Raw genomic sequence first — 15323 nt, 5'->3', positions numbered from 1 at the left:
CTTTCTAGCGAAAAATCGCAGAAAATCAATTGTTTTGGAAATTTTTTTGACTGTCATACCCCGCTATACTATAATTAGACTGTTACGCACAAAACAGAGGTGAAGACCATGTTAGACCGTTTAAAATCAATCGAAGAACGCTATGAAAAGCTAAATGAATATTTAAGTGATCCTGAAGTGGTGAACGACCCTAAGAAGCTTCGTGAATATTCGAAGGAACAATCTGATATTCAAGAAACTGTTGAGGTATATAGACAATATCGTGCGGCATACGACCAGTTGAGCGAAGCGAAAGCAATGCTGGAAGAAAAGCTGGATGCCGAGATGCGCGACATGGTCAAAGAAGAAATTTCAGAGCTCACAGAGGAAACGGAACGTTTAGAAGACGAGCTGAAAATCTTGCTGATCCCGAAAGATCCGAACGACAACAAAAACGTTATTGTGGAGGTTCGTGGTGCAGCAGGAGGGGAAGAGGCCGCGCTTTTTGCTGGAAATCTTTACCGTATGTATAGCCGTTATGCTGAAATGCAAGGCTGGAAAACGGAAGTCATGGAAGCGAGTGTGACTGGAACTGGCGGTTATAAAGAGATTATCTTTATGATCAGCGGGAAAGGCGCATATTCCAAACTAAAGTTTGAAAACGGCGCACACCGCGTGCAGCGTGTTCCGGAAACAGAATCAGGCGGACGGATTCATACATCAACAGCGACAGTTGCTGTCTTGCCTGAGGCTGAAGAAGTTGAAATTGATATCCATGAAAAAGACATCCGTGTAGATACTTTCACATCAAGCGGACCTGGCGGACAGAGTGTAAACACGACCATGTCTGCTGTTCGATTAACTCACCTTCCAACAGGTGTCGTTGTATCCTGTCAGGATGAGAAGTCGCAAATCAAAAACAAAGAAAAAGCAATGAAAGTGTTACGGGCGAGAATTTATGATAAATTCCAGCGTGAAGCACAAGCTGAATATGATCAAACACGTAAATCTGCTGTTGGAACAGGGGATCGTTCAGAGCGTATCCGTACGTATAATTTCCCGCAAAACCGTGTAACGGACCACCGCATCGGGTTGACGATTCAAAAGCTCGATCAAATTTTAGAAGGAAAACTTGACGAGGTCATAGATGCATTAATTATGGAAGACCAAGCAAGAAAGCTTCAAAATGCAAAATAATCAGCGAACGATTTTTGAAGCCCTTAAATGGGCTTCTTCTTTGTTAACGGAAGCCGGTAGAGATCAAAATGCAGCAGAGCTTCTTCTGATGCATGTACTTGGATGGAGCAGAAGTGAACTTCTTGCGCGTTTTCATGACCCGCTGCCAGAAGAGAAAGATCGACTGTTCAGCGAGTTTGTCACACAGCACAAACTTGGAGTGCCTGTGCAGCATTTAACAGGCATTGAATTCTTTTATGGTCGTCCCTTCGAGGTGAACAAACATGTGCTCATTCCTCGCCCTGAAACGGAAGAAGTCGTACTGGCAGCGCTCAATATGGCAGGTGACGTATTCCCGCACGATCAGCCGCTCAAAGCAGTTGATGTTGGCACAGGAAGCGGGGCAATCGCCATTACGTTAGCTCTTGAAAAGGAATCTCTATCTGTCACAGCGACTGATATCTCACGTGATGCACTTGCGGTAGCGAAGCGGAATCAACAAGCGCTTGGTGCAGACGTTCATTTTTTACATGGAGATTTACTTGAACCAGTCATAGATCAAGGCATCAAAGTGGATTTGTTTATTTCCAATCCACCCTATATTGCCGTAGAAGAAATGGACAGTCTATCAGAGGTTGTCACAAAGCATGAGCCAGTCAATGCGCTGACGGATGGACGTGACGGTCTGTGGTTTTACCAGCGGCTCGTTCATGATCTCCACAACGTACTGAGCGAGCAGGCGGTAGTCGTCTTTGAAATTGGACACACGCAAGCGCAAGATGTAAAAGCGCTTCTCATGCAGGCATTTCCTGCAGCTGATGTTCGCATCGTTAAGGATATTAACGAGAAGGACCGAGCTGTTTGCGCACACATTCAAAACGAAAAGTCCGGCTGAATAAAGTCGGACTATTTTATTATGTAAAGATGAAACTTATGGTAAAAGAGAAACGTATATATAAAAGAATGAACATTCTGATCAAAGATTTTTTTACATAAATTTGTTTTGAAGGAGCGAATGGTGTGAACAGAAGGTATGCGATGGTGTTGGTCATCGTCAGTGTACTATTGATTGTGAGTGCTTGCGGTAAACCGAGCTTTAAAAAAGAGGCAGCAGCATTTGGAGAAAGCTATAAAAAAGCACAATACACAGTGAATCGAACGGATGACCTATCTGACATGAAGGAGAAGTTGAAGTTTTATTTAACCGAGCATGAATATCAAGAATATACACAAGACAGCATGTTTCCAAACGTATTAGAAGCAGCCAAGGATCAAGATTGTCAAATTAAGCTGAAAAAAATTAAGTTTACGCCTTCAGATGAAAGCGATGACAGAATTGAATTTGACTATGAAATGATCATTCAATTTATTGATCAAAACGGAAAAATCAAAAAAGAAATTGAGAAAAAGGGGGCAATGACTGTCATCCAAACAGAATCAGGTTTGAAAATCAGCCGTGATTGGGATGGGAGACTGTACCCCTCTGACTACCAATCCTCACTCCAAAGCCGTTCTTAAATTGAACGGCTTTTCAGCGTGTAGACAAACCCTCATGTTCTTTATCACGTGCCGGTGCTAACGAATCGTTCATTCGCTCCGGAACTCGTCCTTCCTAGACTTCAAGGGCTTTCTATTACGCTGAACGGAAGTTTGACTCAGAATCTATTAAAAAAATCATGTTTGCTGTTTAAGAGATGAGTTTCCTGGACACAATGTTTGTAGCGAAGAGAAAAAGTGGGGGGAACACATCATGTTGAAAAGTAAAATGATGATTTGTCTTTATATGTTTCTATTATTATGCGGTGCTTTTGCAAACCTTGGCCGGGAGGAGACAGCGGCTGCTTCTGCAAACCAGCCTGTTGTGATACCAGATGAAGCGATTCGATTGCGAATTTTAGCAAATAGTGATCGATCGGCGGATCAGGATGTGAAAAGAAGCATTCGAGATGAGGTCAATGCCAATATGACCGAGTGGGTCAAAGACCTGACATCCATTGAAGAAGCAAGACGTGTCATTCGTTCAAAGCTGCCAGAAATCAATCGTATTGCGAAAGCAAAATTGAAAGAACAACACATTGATCAATCCGTATCAGTGAGTTTTCAAAAAGCTTCTTTTCCAACAAAGCTTTATGGAAATTTCGTCTATCCTGCTGGGAAATATGAAGCCATTTTAATTACGCTTGGGGAAGGGGACGGAGCCAATTGGTGGTGTGTGTTATTCCCGCCTCTCTGCTTTATCGACTTTTCAAATGGAGAAGCGATTGCCTCGCCAGAAGGGGATGGTGAAGACCAAGTGGCAGAGCAGCAAACAGGTGAGTCCGTCAATGAAGTGGTGAAAGAAGAGGAGGAAGAGACTGGAGAAGTGAAATTCTTTCTGTTCGAATGGGTCTCTAGTCTTTTCTCTTAAAAAAGGTATAAATCTGTTTTTGCCTCATAGAGTTGAAGTAAGAGATCAAAAAGAGGTGAAAGCATGTATTATCAATTAAGAATAGCCACAGAAGATGATGCCCCAGCTATCAATGCGTTTCTTGAAAAGGGACAAGCGAAAGGCGGAGTAACGATTGCAGAGTGTACGACTTTTGTTGTCATGGAAGATGGGGACGGGCAGCTGGCAGGCTGCTTAGGTCTTGAACGGCTAAATGAACAAGAGGGGTTACTGCGGTCACTTGTCATTTCAGATAAACTTGGTCAGGGGCACATTGTTTCTTTATTCCAAAGTGTTCAAACGCTGGGAGAAAAAATAGGTGTGGATACCTTTTATGTCGTAGCAAACCATTCATCCTCACATGAATTTTTAGCATTAATGGGATTCACACCTTTAGAGAGCATTCCGGATAGCGTGTTGGTATCTGCGCATGCAAAAGAGTCATTGGGGAAAGAACAGGCCGTGGTACTGCAAAAAAAGGTCAGTTAATCACAAAACACTGGACTTATACACATACTTATCCACTGTTAAACGAGCGTTATCCACAAATTGTGGACAACGCTTGTTTTATTTAGCGTCATCTTTTATACTTTCAAAAGGATAATTGAGATATATCAACAGTTTTATCTTTTTTAAAAGGAGTTTGTATGATGTTAAATACAAAAAGGTGGTCTGTGGATTTAGAAAAGGATTTATCCACATACTATCCACAAATTGAACAGGCAGCCCTGCTGTTACAGCAAAACGAAGTGGTCGCTTTCCCGACAGAGACCGTTTACGGACTAGGGGCAAATGCGAAAGAGACAGAGGCCGTCATGAAAATTTATGAAGCGAAAGGGCGTCCAAGTGATAATCCGTTGATTGTCCACATTGCGGACGTTCAGCAGCTTCATGAATTTGCACAAATAGAAAATGAAAAAGCGAAGGCGCTGATGGATGCCTTTTGGCCGGGTGCCTTAACCATTGTTCTTCCATGTAAACCGGGCACTTTATCAAAGCAGGTCACAGCGGGTCTATCCACAGTTGGCGTGAGAATGCCTGATCATCCCATTGCACTTGAACTCATCCGAGCAGCTGGTCTGCCAATTGCCGCACCGAGTGCCAATCGCTCAGGGAAACCATCACCGACACTAGCTGACCATGTAGCGAGTGATCTCGATGGAAGAATTGCTGGGATTGTCGATGGTGGTTCTACTGGTATTGGCGTTGAGTCAACGGTTGTATCCTGTGTAGACGAAATTCCAGTGATTTTAAGGCCGGGCGGTATTACAAAAGAAGCTTTAGAAGAAGTAGTGGGGACAGTCAGCGTCGATCCAGGGTTAACGAAAAAGGACGAGGCACCAGTATCGCCAGGGATGAAATACACACATTATGCACCTGAAGCACATATGTATATCTTTTATGGAAGTGATGAAGAGATGCAGCGTCACATTCAAAAGTACCAGGCTGAGGGGAAAAAAGTTGGTGTACTCACAACAGAAGAAAAGAAATCGTTGTTTACGGCAGATGTTGTTTACAGTTGTGGATGGAGAGAGAAGCCTGAAACTGTTGCTGCAAACCTATATCGTGTGCTGAGACAATTTGATGAGACGGATGTAGACATGATCATTTCAGAAGCCTTTTCAGAGCAGGGTGTTGGTTCTGCCATTATGAACCGTCTGCAAAAAGCGGCAGGAGGGCGTACACTCTCTTCGGTCAAATAGTTCTAACCTTTCTTGGACAAACATAGGTTAAAGGAGAATGCGTGTCCAAGGGGGATTTACATGAACGAACTAGCTGGCGAATTGCTGACACTCAGTATCATGGCTTTTGCGCTTGGGATGGATGCCTTTTCGGTTGGACTTGGGATGGGGATGATTCAGCTGAGGTTCCGCCAGATCATTTATATTGGACTTGTCATTGGGATATTTCATATGTTTATGCCGCTTTTTGGCATGCTGACAGGTCAGCTTTTATCTGGTTGGCTCGGTCTCCTTGCAACCTATATCGGAGGGGCGCTGCTTTTGGTGCTGGGGCTGCAAATGATCATTGCGTCTATCCGAAAAGAGGATAAACCATTTATCGCGCCTGTTGGTACTGGTCTCGTTCTTTTTGCGACAAGTGTGAGCTTAGACAGTTTCTCCGTTGGCTTAAGCCTGGGAATTTACGGTTCTCGGGTGTGGATGACCATTTTATTGTTTGGTTTTTTTAGTATGATGCTTACGTGGCTCGGATTATTACTCGGTAAACAGGTCCGTTCATGGATTGGTTCATATAGCGGGGCGCTTGGCGGCATCATTTTACTAGCCTTTGGAATCAAATTATTATTCCCGCTATAGCCAGTCTCCTTACATAACATGTAGAATGAAATCCTATATAATAGAAGAAAAGGAGGGCGAATGATGAATATCTTATTTGTTTGTACTGGAAATACATGCAGAAGTCCGATGGCTCAAGCCCTTTTTGCTTCAATTGCGGATGAAAAAGGTTTGCAGGCCACTGTAAAATCAGCGGGCATCTTTGCCTCGAATGAGGGGAAGGCTTCTCCGCAAGCGGTCGAAGCATTATTTGAGAAAAGCATTCCACTCAATCACTCATCGTCATTGCTGACAGAGGATCTTCTTCACGAAGCTGATTACGTTTTCACCATGACGATTCAGCATAAACAGTTGATTGTGGAGCAATATGCACATGCAAAAGAGAAGGTTTTCACATTAAAGGAATTTGCGACAGGGACAGAAGGCGATGTATCCGATCCATTTGGAGGAAGTCTTGCTGTTTATCAGGAAACACGTGATGAACTAGAAGCATTGCTTTATCAGCTGGCTGAAAAACTGAAAAAGGATAGAACATCCTCATAAATGGACAACCTGTAAAACCGTTGCGAAAACGGTTTTTCTGCTTTTGTTTGCAAATGACTAGGCAGAGGTTAAAATATAACTGTGAATAAAGAATGAATGTAAGACATGACAGATCAACTCACCCTTAGGAGGAATAGCCCGATGAAAGTAGCCATTGCATCCGATCACGGCGGAACGAATATTCGTGAAGAAATCAAGCAACTGATGGATGAATTGAAGATTGAATACATTGATATGGGTTGTGAATGTGGATCAGGATCTGTAGACTACCCAGATTATGCTTTTCCTGTAGCCAATATGGTGGCAAACGGAGAAGTCGATCGTGGTATTTTAATTTGCGGGACAGGCATCGGCATGAGCATCTCAGCAAACAAAGTGAAAGGCATTCGCTGTGCGCTGGCACATGATACATTTAGTGCGAAAGCAACGAGAGAACATAATGATACAAATGTTCTTGCGATGGGAGAACGTGTCATTGGACCGGGACTAGCACGTGAGATCGCACACATTTGGCTGACGACAGAATTTATGGCAGGACGTCATGCTACGCGGATTGGTAAAATCGCTGATTACGAAGAAAAGCACCTATAAGGAGCGCTTAACATGAACATTGGTCAAGATTGGCTTGAAATGTTAAAAGAGTTTCATCAAGCAGTCGAACTGCGTGCTGGCCAAATTTTAGTGATTGGCTGCAGTACGTCGGAAGTGGCTGGCGAACATATTGGTACAGCAGGAAGCGAGCAAATTGCGGAGGCCATCTATCAAGAGCTGGACCAGCTAAGAAGAGAGACTGGTATTGAGCTGGCCTTCCAGTGCTGCGAGCATCTCAATCGTGCCCTCGTCGTTGAAGAAGAAGTGGCTTTCCGGCTGAACCTAGAAATTGTGGCCGCAGTACCTGTTCGTAAGGCGGGGGGTTCTATGGCGGCTCATGCGTATCAGCAAATGGAACACCCTGTGTTAGTTGAATCCATTACGGCGCATGCAGGAATTGATATCGGCGATACATTGATTGGAATGCACTTAAAGCGAGTAGCCGTTCCTGTCCGTCTTAGTCGACATCAATTAGGACAAGCGCACGTGACGTTTGCGAAAACACGTCCGAAGCTGATTGGCGGAGAACGAGCAGTTTATACAAGATCATAGCTCGATTATATTTCTAATATAATGTTGAATGATGAAGACGCTTCACCCCTTTAATATTCGGTTTTTCATAAAAAAGAAGTCCATTTTCCAAAAAAAACTTTTACATTTTACTCAAAAACCGTGTACAATGAGATGGTGAAAACATCGAATGGAAATAGATTGGAGAGGATTTCGCTGATGAAACATTTACCTGAGCAAGACGCACAAGTATTCAAAGCAATTCAACTAGAGCGGAAACGCCAGCAGGACAAAATCGAATTAATTGCATCAGAAAACTTCGTAAGCGAAGCAGTCATGGAAGCACAGGGCTCAGTTTTAACAAACAAATATGCTGAGGGCTACCCTGGTAAACGCTACTATGGCGGCTGTGAACATGTAGACGTTGTAGAAGATATCGCACGTGATCGCGCAAAAGAAATTTTTGGCGCTGAGTATGTGAACGTACAGCCTCACTCAGGTGCTCAAGCGAATATGGCCGTATACTTTACAATTCTTGAGCATGGCGATACAGTGCTAGGCATGAACTTATCACATGGTGGGCATTTAACACACGGAAGCCCTGTAAATTTTAGCGGTGTACAATACAACTTTGTAGAATATGGTGTAGATAAAGAAACACAGCATATCGACTATCAAGATGTACTTGAAAAAGCACGTGAGCATAAGCCGAAGCTAATCGTTGCGGGTGCAAGTGCATACCCACGTCAAATTGATTTCAAAAAGTTCCGTGAAATTGCTGATGAAGTCGGTGCTTACTTTATGGTCGACATGGCTCACATTGCGGGTCTTGTTGCAGCAGGTCTTCATCCAAATCCAGTTCCTTACGCAGATTTTGTGACAACGACAACACACAAAACCTTACGCGGACCTCGCGGCGGAATGATTCTATGCCGTGAAGAGTTTGGTAAAAAGATCGACAAATCGATCTTCCCTGGTATTCAAGGTGGACCACTGATGCATGTCATCTCTGCAAAAGCTGTTTCTTTCGGTGAAGTATTGAACGGAGATTTCAAAACATATGCACAAAACGTGATTGATAACGCAAAACAACTAGCTGAAACACTTTTATCTGAGGATATTCAGCTTGTATCTGGTGGAACAGATAACCATCTAGTTCTCATCGACTTGCGTACTCTTGGCATCACAGGGAAAATTGCAGAAAATGTTCTAGATGAAATCGGCATCACAGTGAACAAAAATGCGATTCCTTATGATCCAGAGAAACCATTTGTCACAAGTGGTGTACGTGTAGGTACAGCAGCAGTGACAAGCCGCGGGTTCGATCAAGAAGCGATGAAAGAAGTTGGTTCCATTATTGCGCTTGCTCTGAAACATCATGAAGATGAAGCGAAATTAGAAGAGGCGAAAAAGCGTGTGTCTGATCTCACTGCCCGCTTCCCTCTATATAATGAATTAGATTATTAAAAAGCAGACCCATTTGCCTATTTTTGGCATGTGGGTTTTTTTTGTAGGATTTGCGAATCATATTGAAAGATGATGTCTTTTTATGTAGAATTGTAGGAAGTGTGCAAAGTTCACCGGAAGATGACAGAGAAGGAGTTGTAGCAAGCAATGGCAAAGGTTTATGTATTTGATCACCCGCTAATTCAGCACAAACTTACATATATTCGTGACGTTCATACAGGAACAAAAGAATTTAGAGAGCTAGTGGATGAAGTCGCCACATTAATGGCATTCGAAATCACAAGAGACTTACCGCTTGAAGAGGTAGATGTAGAAACACCTGTACAAGTAGCTAAATCAAACGTGATCTCAGGGAAAAAACTCGGTGTTGTGCCAATTTTAAGAGCAGGTCTTGGAATGGTAGACGGGATTTTGAAGCTCATTCCAGCTGCTAAAGTGGGACATGTCGGTTTATACCGTGATCCGAAAACATTAAAGCCTGTTGAATATTATGTGAAGCTTCCATCTGATGTGGAAGAGCGTGAATTTATCGTCGTAGACCCAATGCTTGCAACTGGCGGCTCAGCAGTCGAAGCGTTAAACAGCTTGAAAAAACGCGGTGCGAAAAACATCCGCTTCATGTGTCTGATTGCTGCCCCTGAAGGTGTAGAAGAAATGCAAAAACATCATCCAGATGTGGATATCTACATTGCAGCATTAGATGAGAAATTAAACGAAAAAGGTTACATCATCCCAGGCCTTGGTGATGCTGGTGACCGTATGTATGGAACAAAATAAGAATGTTCAAATGAAATCCACATGCAAACGTGCATGTGGGTTTTTTGAAAAATATGACAAACGGTTGATATCGTTCTTAGAAAAATCAATGTATACTGAACATTAGCTGTTTTTTTCAATGAATGTCACGTGTCTCCTAAAGTTTGATGAAATTGTGAACATTTTGTGTGCTCTATCATTATAGAAAAGTTTTTTAACTTTCAACGGATTGACACATCATAGACGCTATTGTATGCTAAACGAGGGTATTATGGTAAGGTTTTCATAGCCTATAGCACTCTACTAATCCTCATTGTGAACCCTTTAATTATCAGGGTTTGTATCAGCGAATGAAGCAGCATCCCATAGATCTAAAGATTCCAAGTCTGATTGTGTAATTAGACCGATGGGTGATTGATTTTTTTCGAACAGGACGTCTTATCATCAGCGTCTTCTACGCAGTTTTCATCACCATTTATCACCTTTTTTACAATATTTTTCATCGGGAGTCAGATGAATGAACGATCCAAACGCGATTTTCCGCAGACAGAGTAAATACATGTTGTATCTATTGGCAATTTTTGTGTTTGGCTATGCCATGCCTGGTTTTAAACCACTGTTCCTCGGTTTCATTATCGGCACAATTTTTGCTTTCTTTAATTTATTCCTACTTATACGGAGAATGCACGCTTTTGATCGGGCGGTTAAAAAAGGAAAATCCATTCGTTCAATGGGAAGTACAGCCAGGTGGGCCAACGCGATTCTCGCAGTAGCGATTGCTTGGCGTTACCCTAATGAAGTTCATCTGGCAGGTGTTGTTATAGGATTAATGACAATATATCCTGTCATTATGATAGATTCCTTCATTCAACTTAAACGTTCTACTATGGAAGAGAGGTGAATACTCTTTGGGTCACAGTTCAAAAACTACAGAATTTTTAGGGTTAACGTTCAACTTATCCAATGTTCTCATGATTACGATTGCTAGTATCATCGTTCTTCTCATAGCGGTGCTGACTACTCGTGTTCTGTCTATTCGTCCGACAAAGGCGCAGAACTTCATGGAATGGATTGTTGATTTTGTTCGAAATATCATAGGTAGTTCGATGGACATGAAAACAGGAGCCCCATTTCTAGCGCTTGGCGTTACATTACTCATGTACATATTTGTTTCAAACATGCTTGGACTGCCATTCTCGATTACGGTCGATCACAACTTGTGGTGGAAATCACCAACAGCAGACCCAGCAATCACAATGACACTAGCGATTATGGTCATGGGATTGACACATTACTACGGTGTCAAGGCAAAAGGAGTCAAGGAATATACGAAAGACTACTTTAGACCAATTCCGCTTTTAGTACCATTGAAACTTATTGAAGAATTTGCAAACACGCTAACACTTGGTTTGCGTCTTTACGGAAATATTTTCGCTGGAGAGATTCTTCTTGGTTTACTTGCAGGACTTGCGACCAATTTCTACACGCAAAACATTGCGCTTGGTATCGTTGGTACATTAGGTGCCATCGTGCCGATGATTGTATGGCAGGCATTCAGTTTGTTTGTCGGAACAATCCAGGCATTTATCTTCACCATGCTGACAATGGTGTACATATCCCATAAAGTCAGCGACGAACACTAAAAAAATTGAGAGTCCAAAAAGGACGTTATTTTAAAGGAGGAGCTTTTTAATGAATTTAATAGCAGCAGCAATTGCAATCGGTTTAGGAGCACTAGGAGCAGGTATTGGTAACGGTCTAATCGTATCTAAAACAGTTGAAGGAATCGCTCGTCAGCCAGAAGCTGGTAGAGAACTAAGAACACTTATGTTTATCGGGGTCGCTTTAGTTGAGGCACTTCCAATTATCGCTGTCGTTATCGCATTCTTGGCATTCTTTGGTTAATATGTGAGAAGCGTTCTAATATGAATTTTAATGGCGAAGATCAGATTAGTTCGAAACTTCGCCATTCCTTTATGTTTTGTTTCTTAACATATTATTTGAAGAAGGGAGTTGCCGTACTAAATGTCTCAGTTACCAGTGGTTTTAGGAGCAGGAGGCTTAAGTTTCAACGCCGGGGATATGTTATTCCAGCTGATCGCTATGCTCATCCTGCTTGCACTTTTAAAGAAATTTGCGCTTAAACCTTTATTAGGTATTATGAAGCAGCGTGAAGATTATATAGGAAATGAAATTTCAAGTGCTGAACAAAAGCATGTTCAAGCTGAAAATCTTCTTGAAGAACAACGTGTTTTATTGAAAGAAGCACGTGAAGAATCACATACACTCATCGAAAATGCGAAAAAGCTTGGTGAGAAACAAAAAGAAGAAATCATTCAAGCAGCACGTCAAGAGTCAGAGCGCTTGAAAGAATCTGCTAGAACTGAAATCGTGAAAGAAAAAGAACAAGCTGTGGCTGCGCTGCGTGAGCAGGTTGCATCACTATCTGTGCTAATTGCTTCTAAAGTGATTGAAAAAGAACTTGATGAGCAAGCACAAGAGAAATTGATCCAAGAGTATCTTAAAGAGGCAGGCGAAAGCCGATGAGCGTAACTATTGTCTCTAAGCGTTACGCTTCTGCTCTTTTTGACATCGTTCTTGCTTCTTCGGCAGTAGACGAAACTGAAAAAGAGCTGAATGAGATCAAAAAAGTGCTAAAGGCTGATCAAGAACTGAACGACTTTCTTGTTCATCCGAAGATTACGGCAGACAAAAAGAAACATTTGATTGCAGAAGCTTTCAAAGGTGTTTCAACTTATGTATTGCACACAATGTATTTACTGATTGACCGCGGACGCACGAATATTTTTCCTGAAATGACGTCTGAGTTTGTGAAACTTGCAAACCGTACGAAACAAATAGACGATGCGATCGTGTATTCAGTTAAACCGCTTAGCGGGGCTGAAATTCAATCATTATCTGAAGTATTTGCCAAAAAAGCCGGAGTCACATCACTGCGTGTTGAAAATGTGATTGACAAGGATCTAATAGGCGGAGTGAAAATCCGTATCGGAAACCGCATTTATGACGGCAGTGTCAGCGGAAAGCTTTCCCGCATTGAACGTCAGCTTGCAGGCGAAAATCGTTAGAAGGGGTGAAACCTTAGTGAGTATCAAAGCTGAAGAGATTAGCGCGCTGATAAAGCAGCAAATCCAAAACTATCAATCTGAAATCGAAGTAAAAGATGTCGGTACAGTCATTCAAGTAGGGGACGGTATCGCGCGTGTACATGGCCTTGACAACATTATGGCAGGAGAACTGGTTGAGTTCTCTAACGGTGTAATGGGTATGGCTCAAAACCTTGAGGAGTCTAACGTAGGTATCGTTATTTTAGGACCTTACAAAGATATCCGCGAAGGTGATGACGTAAAACGTACAGGTCGTATCATGGAGGTTCCAGTAGGTGAAGAGTTAATCGGTCGTATTGTGAACCCACTTGGTCAGCCTGTTGATGGACTAGGTCCAATCTTAACAAGCAAAACACGTCCAATCGAAAGTGAAGCACCAGGCGTTATGGATCGTAAATCTGTACATGAGCCGCTTCAAACAGGAATTAAAGCGATTGATGCCTTGATTCCAATCGGACGTGGACAGCGTGAATTGATCATTGGTGACCGTCAAACAGGTAAAACATCTGTTGCAATTGATACGATCCTAAACCAAAAAGATCAAAACATGATCTGTATCTATGTAGCGATCGGACAAAAAGAATCAACAGTTCGTGGCGTTGTTGAAACACTACGTAAGCATGGTGCGCTTGATTACACAATCGTTGTGACAGCTTCTGCATCACAGCCAGCTCCACTTCTTTACCTTGCTCCATATGCAGGTGTAACGATGGGGGAGGAATTCATGTATAACGGCAAGCACGTACTTGTTGTATATGATGACCTTTCTAAACAAGCGGCAGCTTACCGTGAGCTTTCATTATTGCTTCGTCGTCCTCCAGGTCGTGAGGCATTCCCTGGTGATGTTTTCTACCTTCACTCTCGTTTATTAGAACGTGCAGCGAAGCTTAGTGACGAAAAGGGTGGCGGTTCTATCACAGCATTGCCTTTCGTAGAAACGCAGGCTGGTGATATCTCTGCATATATCCCAACAAACGTGATTTCGATCACAGATGGACAGATCTTCTTACAATCTGATCTCTTCTTCTCAGGCGTACGTCCAGCAGTAAACGCAGGATTGTCTGTATCCCGTGTAGGTGGTTCTGCACAAATCAAAGCGATGAAAAAGGTAGCAGGTACACTTCGTTTGGACCTTGCTTCATATCGTGAGCTTGAAGCATTCGCTCAGTTTGGATCTGATCTAGACCAAGCGACTCAAGCGAAATTAAACCGTGGTGCAAGAACAGTTGAAGTCTTAAAACAAGACTTGAACAAACCGCTTAAAGTTGAAAAACAAGTAGCGATTCTTTATGCACTGACAAAAGGATACTTAGACGATGTGGCAATTGCTGATGTCAAACGTTTTGAAGCTGAGTTATTCATGTACATTGAAGAAAACCATAAAGACTTGTTCGATACAATCTCTCAAACAGGAAACATGCCTGCTGATGAAGAGTGGAATACAGCAATCGAAGGCTTTAAACGTACGTTTGCGCCAAGCAACTAATTAGTAATCTTTCCGAGAGAAAAAGATTCTCTTTTTCTCTCTTTTCACGTAAATGAACACGGATTCCTGAAAAAAGGTGGTGAAATCTTTGGCCTCATTACGCGATATTAAGTCAAGGATCACGTCAACGAAAAAATCGAGTCAGATCACAAAAGCGATGCAAATGGTATCAGCTGCGAAACTGAATCGTGCTGAAAACAATGCGAAGTCTTTTGTTCCTTACATGGAGAAAATCCAAGAAGTCGTTGCAGCAATAGCAACTGGAACAAGTGCTAAGCACCCAATGCTTCTTTCAAGACCTGTCAAAAAAACAGGGTATCTCGTCATTACATCTGATCGAGGGCTTGCAGGACCTTTTAACAGCTCGATTTTGCGTGCCGCTTACCAAACCATTCAATCTCGTCATCAATCCGCTGATGAATATGCGGTGATTGTCATTGGTAAAATCGGACGCGACTTCTTCAAAAAGCGCGGTATTCCAGTTATTTCTGAAGTAACAGGGCTTGGTGATGAAGTAGCGTTTGCTGATATTAAAGAATTAGCAAGCAGTACAGTTCAAATGTTCTCTGATGGAGCGTTTGATGAACTTTACATGTTCTACAACCATTTTGTCAGTGCCATTTCACAAGAAGTAACAGAGAAAAAATTATTGCCGCTAACGGACCTTTCGGCCGCAGCGACACCAAATAAACGTTCCGCATCTTATGAGTTTGAGCCTTCTGAAGAAGAAATTCTAGAAGTTCTCCTTCCTCAATATGCAGAGAGTTTGATTTTCGGTGCGCTTCTTGACAGCAAAGCCAGTGAACATGCTGCAAGAATGACAGCAATGAAGAGTGCAACAGACAACGCGAAAGAATTGATCGACAACCTGACACTCTCTTATAACCGTGCTCGTCAAGCAGCGATTACACAAGAGATTACAGAAATTGTCGGCGGAGCAGCTGCCTTAGAATAGAAATAATTGT

19 protein-coding genes are annotated in these 15323 nt (G+C 42.4%); all 19 read left to right on the top strand.

Features of this window, described 5'->3' with window-relative positions:
- Positions 1-108: 108 nt before the first annotated feature.
- The 19 genes from prfA (at position 109) to NPA43_RS16560 (ending at position 15313) form a co-directional block, all read left to right on the top strand.
- The gene (gene prfA / locus NPA43_RS16650) at positions 109-1176 is read left to right on the top strand and encodes a peptide chain release factor 1 (protein WP_034660298.1); all 1068 of its coding nucleotides are present in this window, start codon (positions 109-111) and stop codon (positions 1174-1176) included.
- Positions 1166-2050 (top strand): peptide chain release factor N(5)-glutamine methyltransferase, encoded by an 885-nt coding sequence (gene prmC / locus NPA43_RS16645; protein ID WP_099726512.1) that lies wholly within the window; start codon positions 1166-1168, stop codon positions 2048-2050. Before prfA ends, prmC begins: the two co-directional genes overlap by 11 nt.
- A gap of 143 nt (positions 2051-2193) precedes the next feature.
- Positions 2194-2673 carry a hypothetical protein gene (locus NPA43_RS16640; RefSeq protein WP_283775101.1) on the top strand — a complete coding sequence of 160 codons (480 nt, stop codon included), beginning with the start codon at positions 2194-2196 and terminating at the stop codon, positions 2671-2673.
- A 232-nt stretch (positions 2674-2905) separates the two neighbouring features.
- Positions 2906-3562 carry a stage II sporulation protein R gene (spoIIR, locus tag NPA43_RS16635; protein WP_256499077.1) on the top strand — a complete coding sequence of 219 codons (657 nt, stop codon included), beginning with the start codon at positions 2906-2908 and terminating at the stop codon, positions 3560-3562.
- 63 nt (positions 3563-3625) lie between these two features.
- Positions 3626-4069 carry a GNAT family N-acetyltransferase gene (locus tag NPA43_RS16630; protein ID WP_099726509.1) on the top strand — a complete coding sequence of 148 codons (444 nt, stop codon included), beginning with the start codon at positions 3626-3628 and terminating at the stop codon, positions 4067-4069.
- Positions 4070-4230: 161 nt separating this feature from the next.
- Entirely contained in the window at positions 4231-5283 is a 1053-nt protein-coding gene (locus tag NPA43_RS16625; RefSeq protein WP_256499692.1) for an L-threonylcarbamoyladenylate synthase, read from the top strand.
- A gap of 60 nt (positions 5284-5343) precedes the next feature.
- On the top strand, positions 5344-5898 hold the full coding sequence (locus tag NPA43_RS16620; protein ID WP_099726507.1) for a manganese efflux pump MntP: 555 nt from the start codon (positions 5344-5346) through the stop codon (positions 5896-5898).
- A gap of 63 nt (positions 5899-5961) precedes the next feature.
- A complete protein-coding gene (locus NPA43_RS16615) occupies positions 5962-6420 on the top strand; it encodes a low molecular weight protein arginine phosphatase (protein WP_099726506.1) in 459 nt (152 codons plus the stop codon).
- A 141-nt stretch (positions 6421-6561) separates the two neighbouring features.
- Positions 6562-7011, top strand: coding sequence for a ribose 5-phosphate isomerase B (rpiB, locus tag NPA43_RS16610; RefSeq protein WP_099726505.1), 450 nt, complete (start codon positions 6562-6564; stop codon positions 7009-7011).
- Positions 7012-7023: 12 nt separating this feature from the next.
- Positions 7024-7563: a TIGR01440 family protein gene (locus NPA43_RS16605; protein WP_034318309.1), complete on the top strand. Its 540-nt coding sequence runs from the start codon at positions 7024-7026 to the stop codon at positions 7561-7563.
- Between the two features lie 177 nt (positions 7564-7740).
- Entirely contained in the window at positions 7741-8988 is a 1248-nt protein-coding gene (gene glyA / locus NPA43_RS16600) for a serine hydroxymethyltransferase (RefSeq protein WP_105927222.1), read from the top strand.
- Positions 8989-9135: 147 nt separating this feature from the next.
- A complete protein-coding gene (upp, locus tag NPA43_RS16595) occupies positions 9136-9765 on the top strand; it encodes a uracil phosphoribosyltransferase (RefSeq protein ID WP_003214553.1) in 630 nt (209 codons plus the stop codon).
- Between the two features lie 496 nt (positions 9766-10261).
- The gene (locus NPA43_RS16590) at positions 10262-10645 is read left to right on the top strand and encodes an ATP synthase subunit I (RefSeq protein WP_099726503.1); all 384 of its coding nucleotides are present in this window, start codon (positions 10262-10264) and stop codon (positions 10643-10645) included.
- A 7-nt stretch (positions 10646-10652) separates the two neighbouring features.
- The gene (atpB, locus tag NPA43_RS16585) at positions 10653-11387 is read left to right on the top strand and encodes a F0F1 ATP synthase subunit A (protein ID WP_003215198.1); all 735 of its coding nucleotides are present in this window, start codon (positions 10653-10655) and stop codon (positions 11385-11387) included.
- Positions 11388-11436: 49 nt separating this feature from the next.
- The gene (gene atpE / locus NPA43_RS16580; protein ID WP_003214968.1) at positions 11437-11649 is read left to right on the top strand and encodes a F0F1 ATP synthase subunit C; all 213 of its coding nucleotides are present in this window, start codon (positions 11437-11439) and stop codon (positions 11647-11649) included.
- A 120-nt stretch (positions 11650-11769) separates the two neighbouring features.
- Positions 11770-12291 (top strand): F0F1 ATP synthase subunit B, encoded by a 522-nt coding sequence (gene atpF / locus NPA43_RS16575; protein WP_099726502.1) that lies wholly within the window; start codon positions 11770-11772, stop codon positions 12289-12291.
- Positions 12288-12833 carry a F0F1 ATP synthase subunit delta gene (locus tag NPA43_RS16570; RefSeq protein WP_099726501.1) on the top strand — a complete coding sequence of 182 codons (546 nt, stop codon included), beginning with the start codon at positions 12288-12290 and terminating at the stop codon, positions 12831-12833. Before atpF ends, NPA43_RS16570 begins: the two co-directional genes overlap by 4 nt.
- Positions 12834-12849: 16 nt before the next feature.
- Entirely contained in the window at positions 12850-14358 is a 1509-nt protein-coding gene (gene atpA / locus NPA43_RS16565) for a F0F1 ATP synthase subunit alpha (RefSeq protein WP_099726500.1), read from the top strand.
- 88 nt (positions 14359-14446) lie between these two features.
- Positions 14447-15313, top strand: a complete 867-nt coding sequence (locus tag NPA43_RS16560; protein ID WP_099726499.1) for a F0F1 ATP synthase subunit gamma — start codon at positions 14447-14449, stop codon at positions 15311-15313.
- The last annotated feature ends 10 nt before the right edge of the window (positions 15314-15323 follow it).

The sequence above is a fragment of the Bacillus pumilus genome (assembly GCF_024498355.1).
Classification (GTDB): Bacteria; Bacillota; Bacilli; order Bacillales; family Bacillaceae; genus Bacillus; species Bacillus pumilus_P.
The sequence above is the reverse complement of the archived record's forward strand: the minus strand, read 5'-3'. Positions and strand labels throughout refer to the sequence as shown.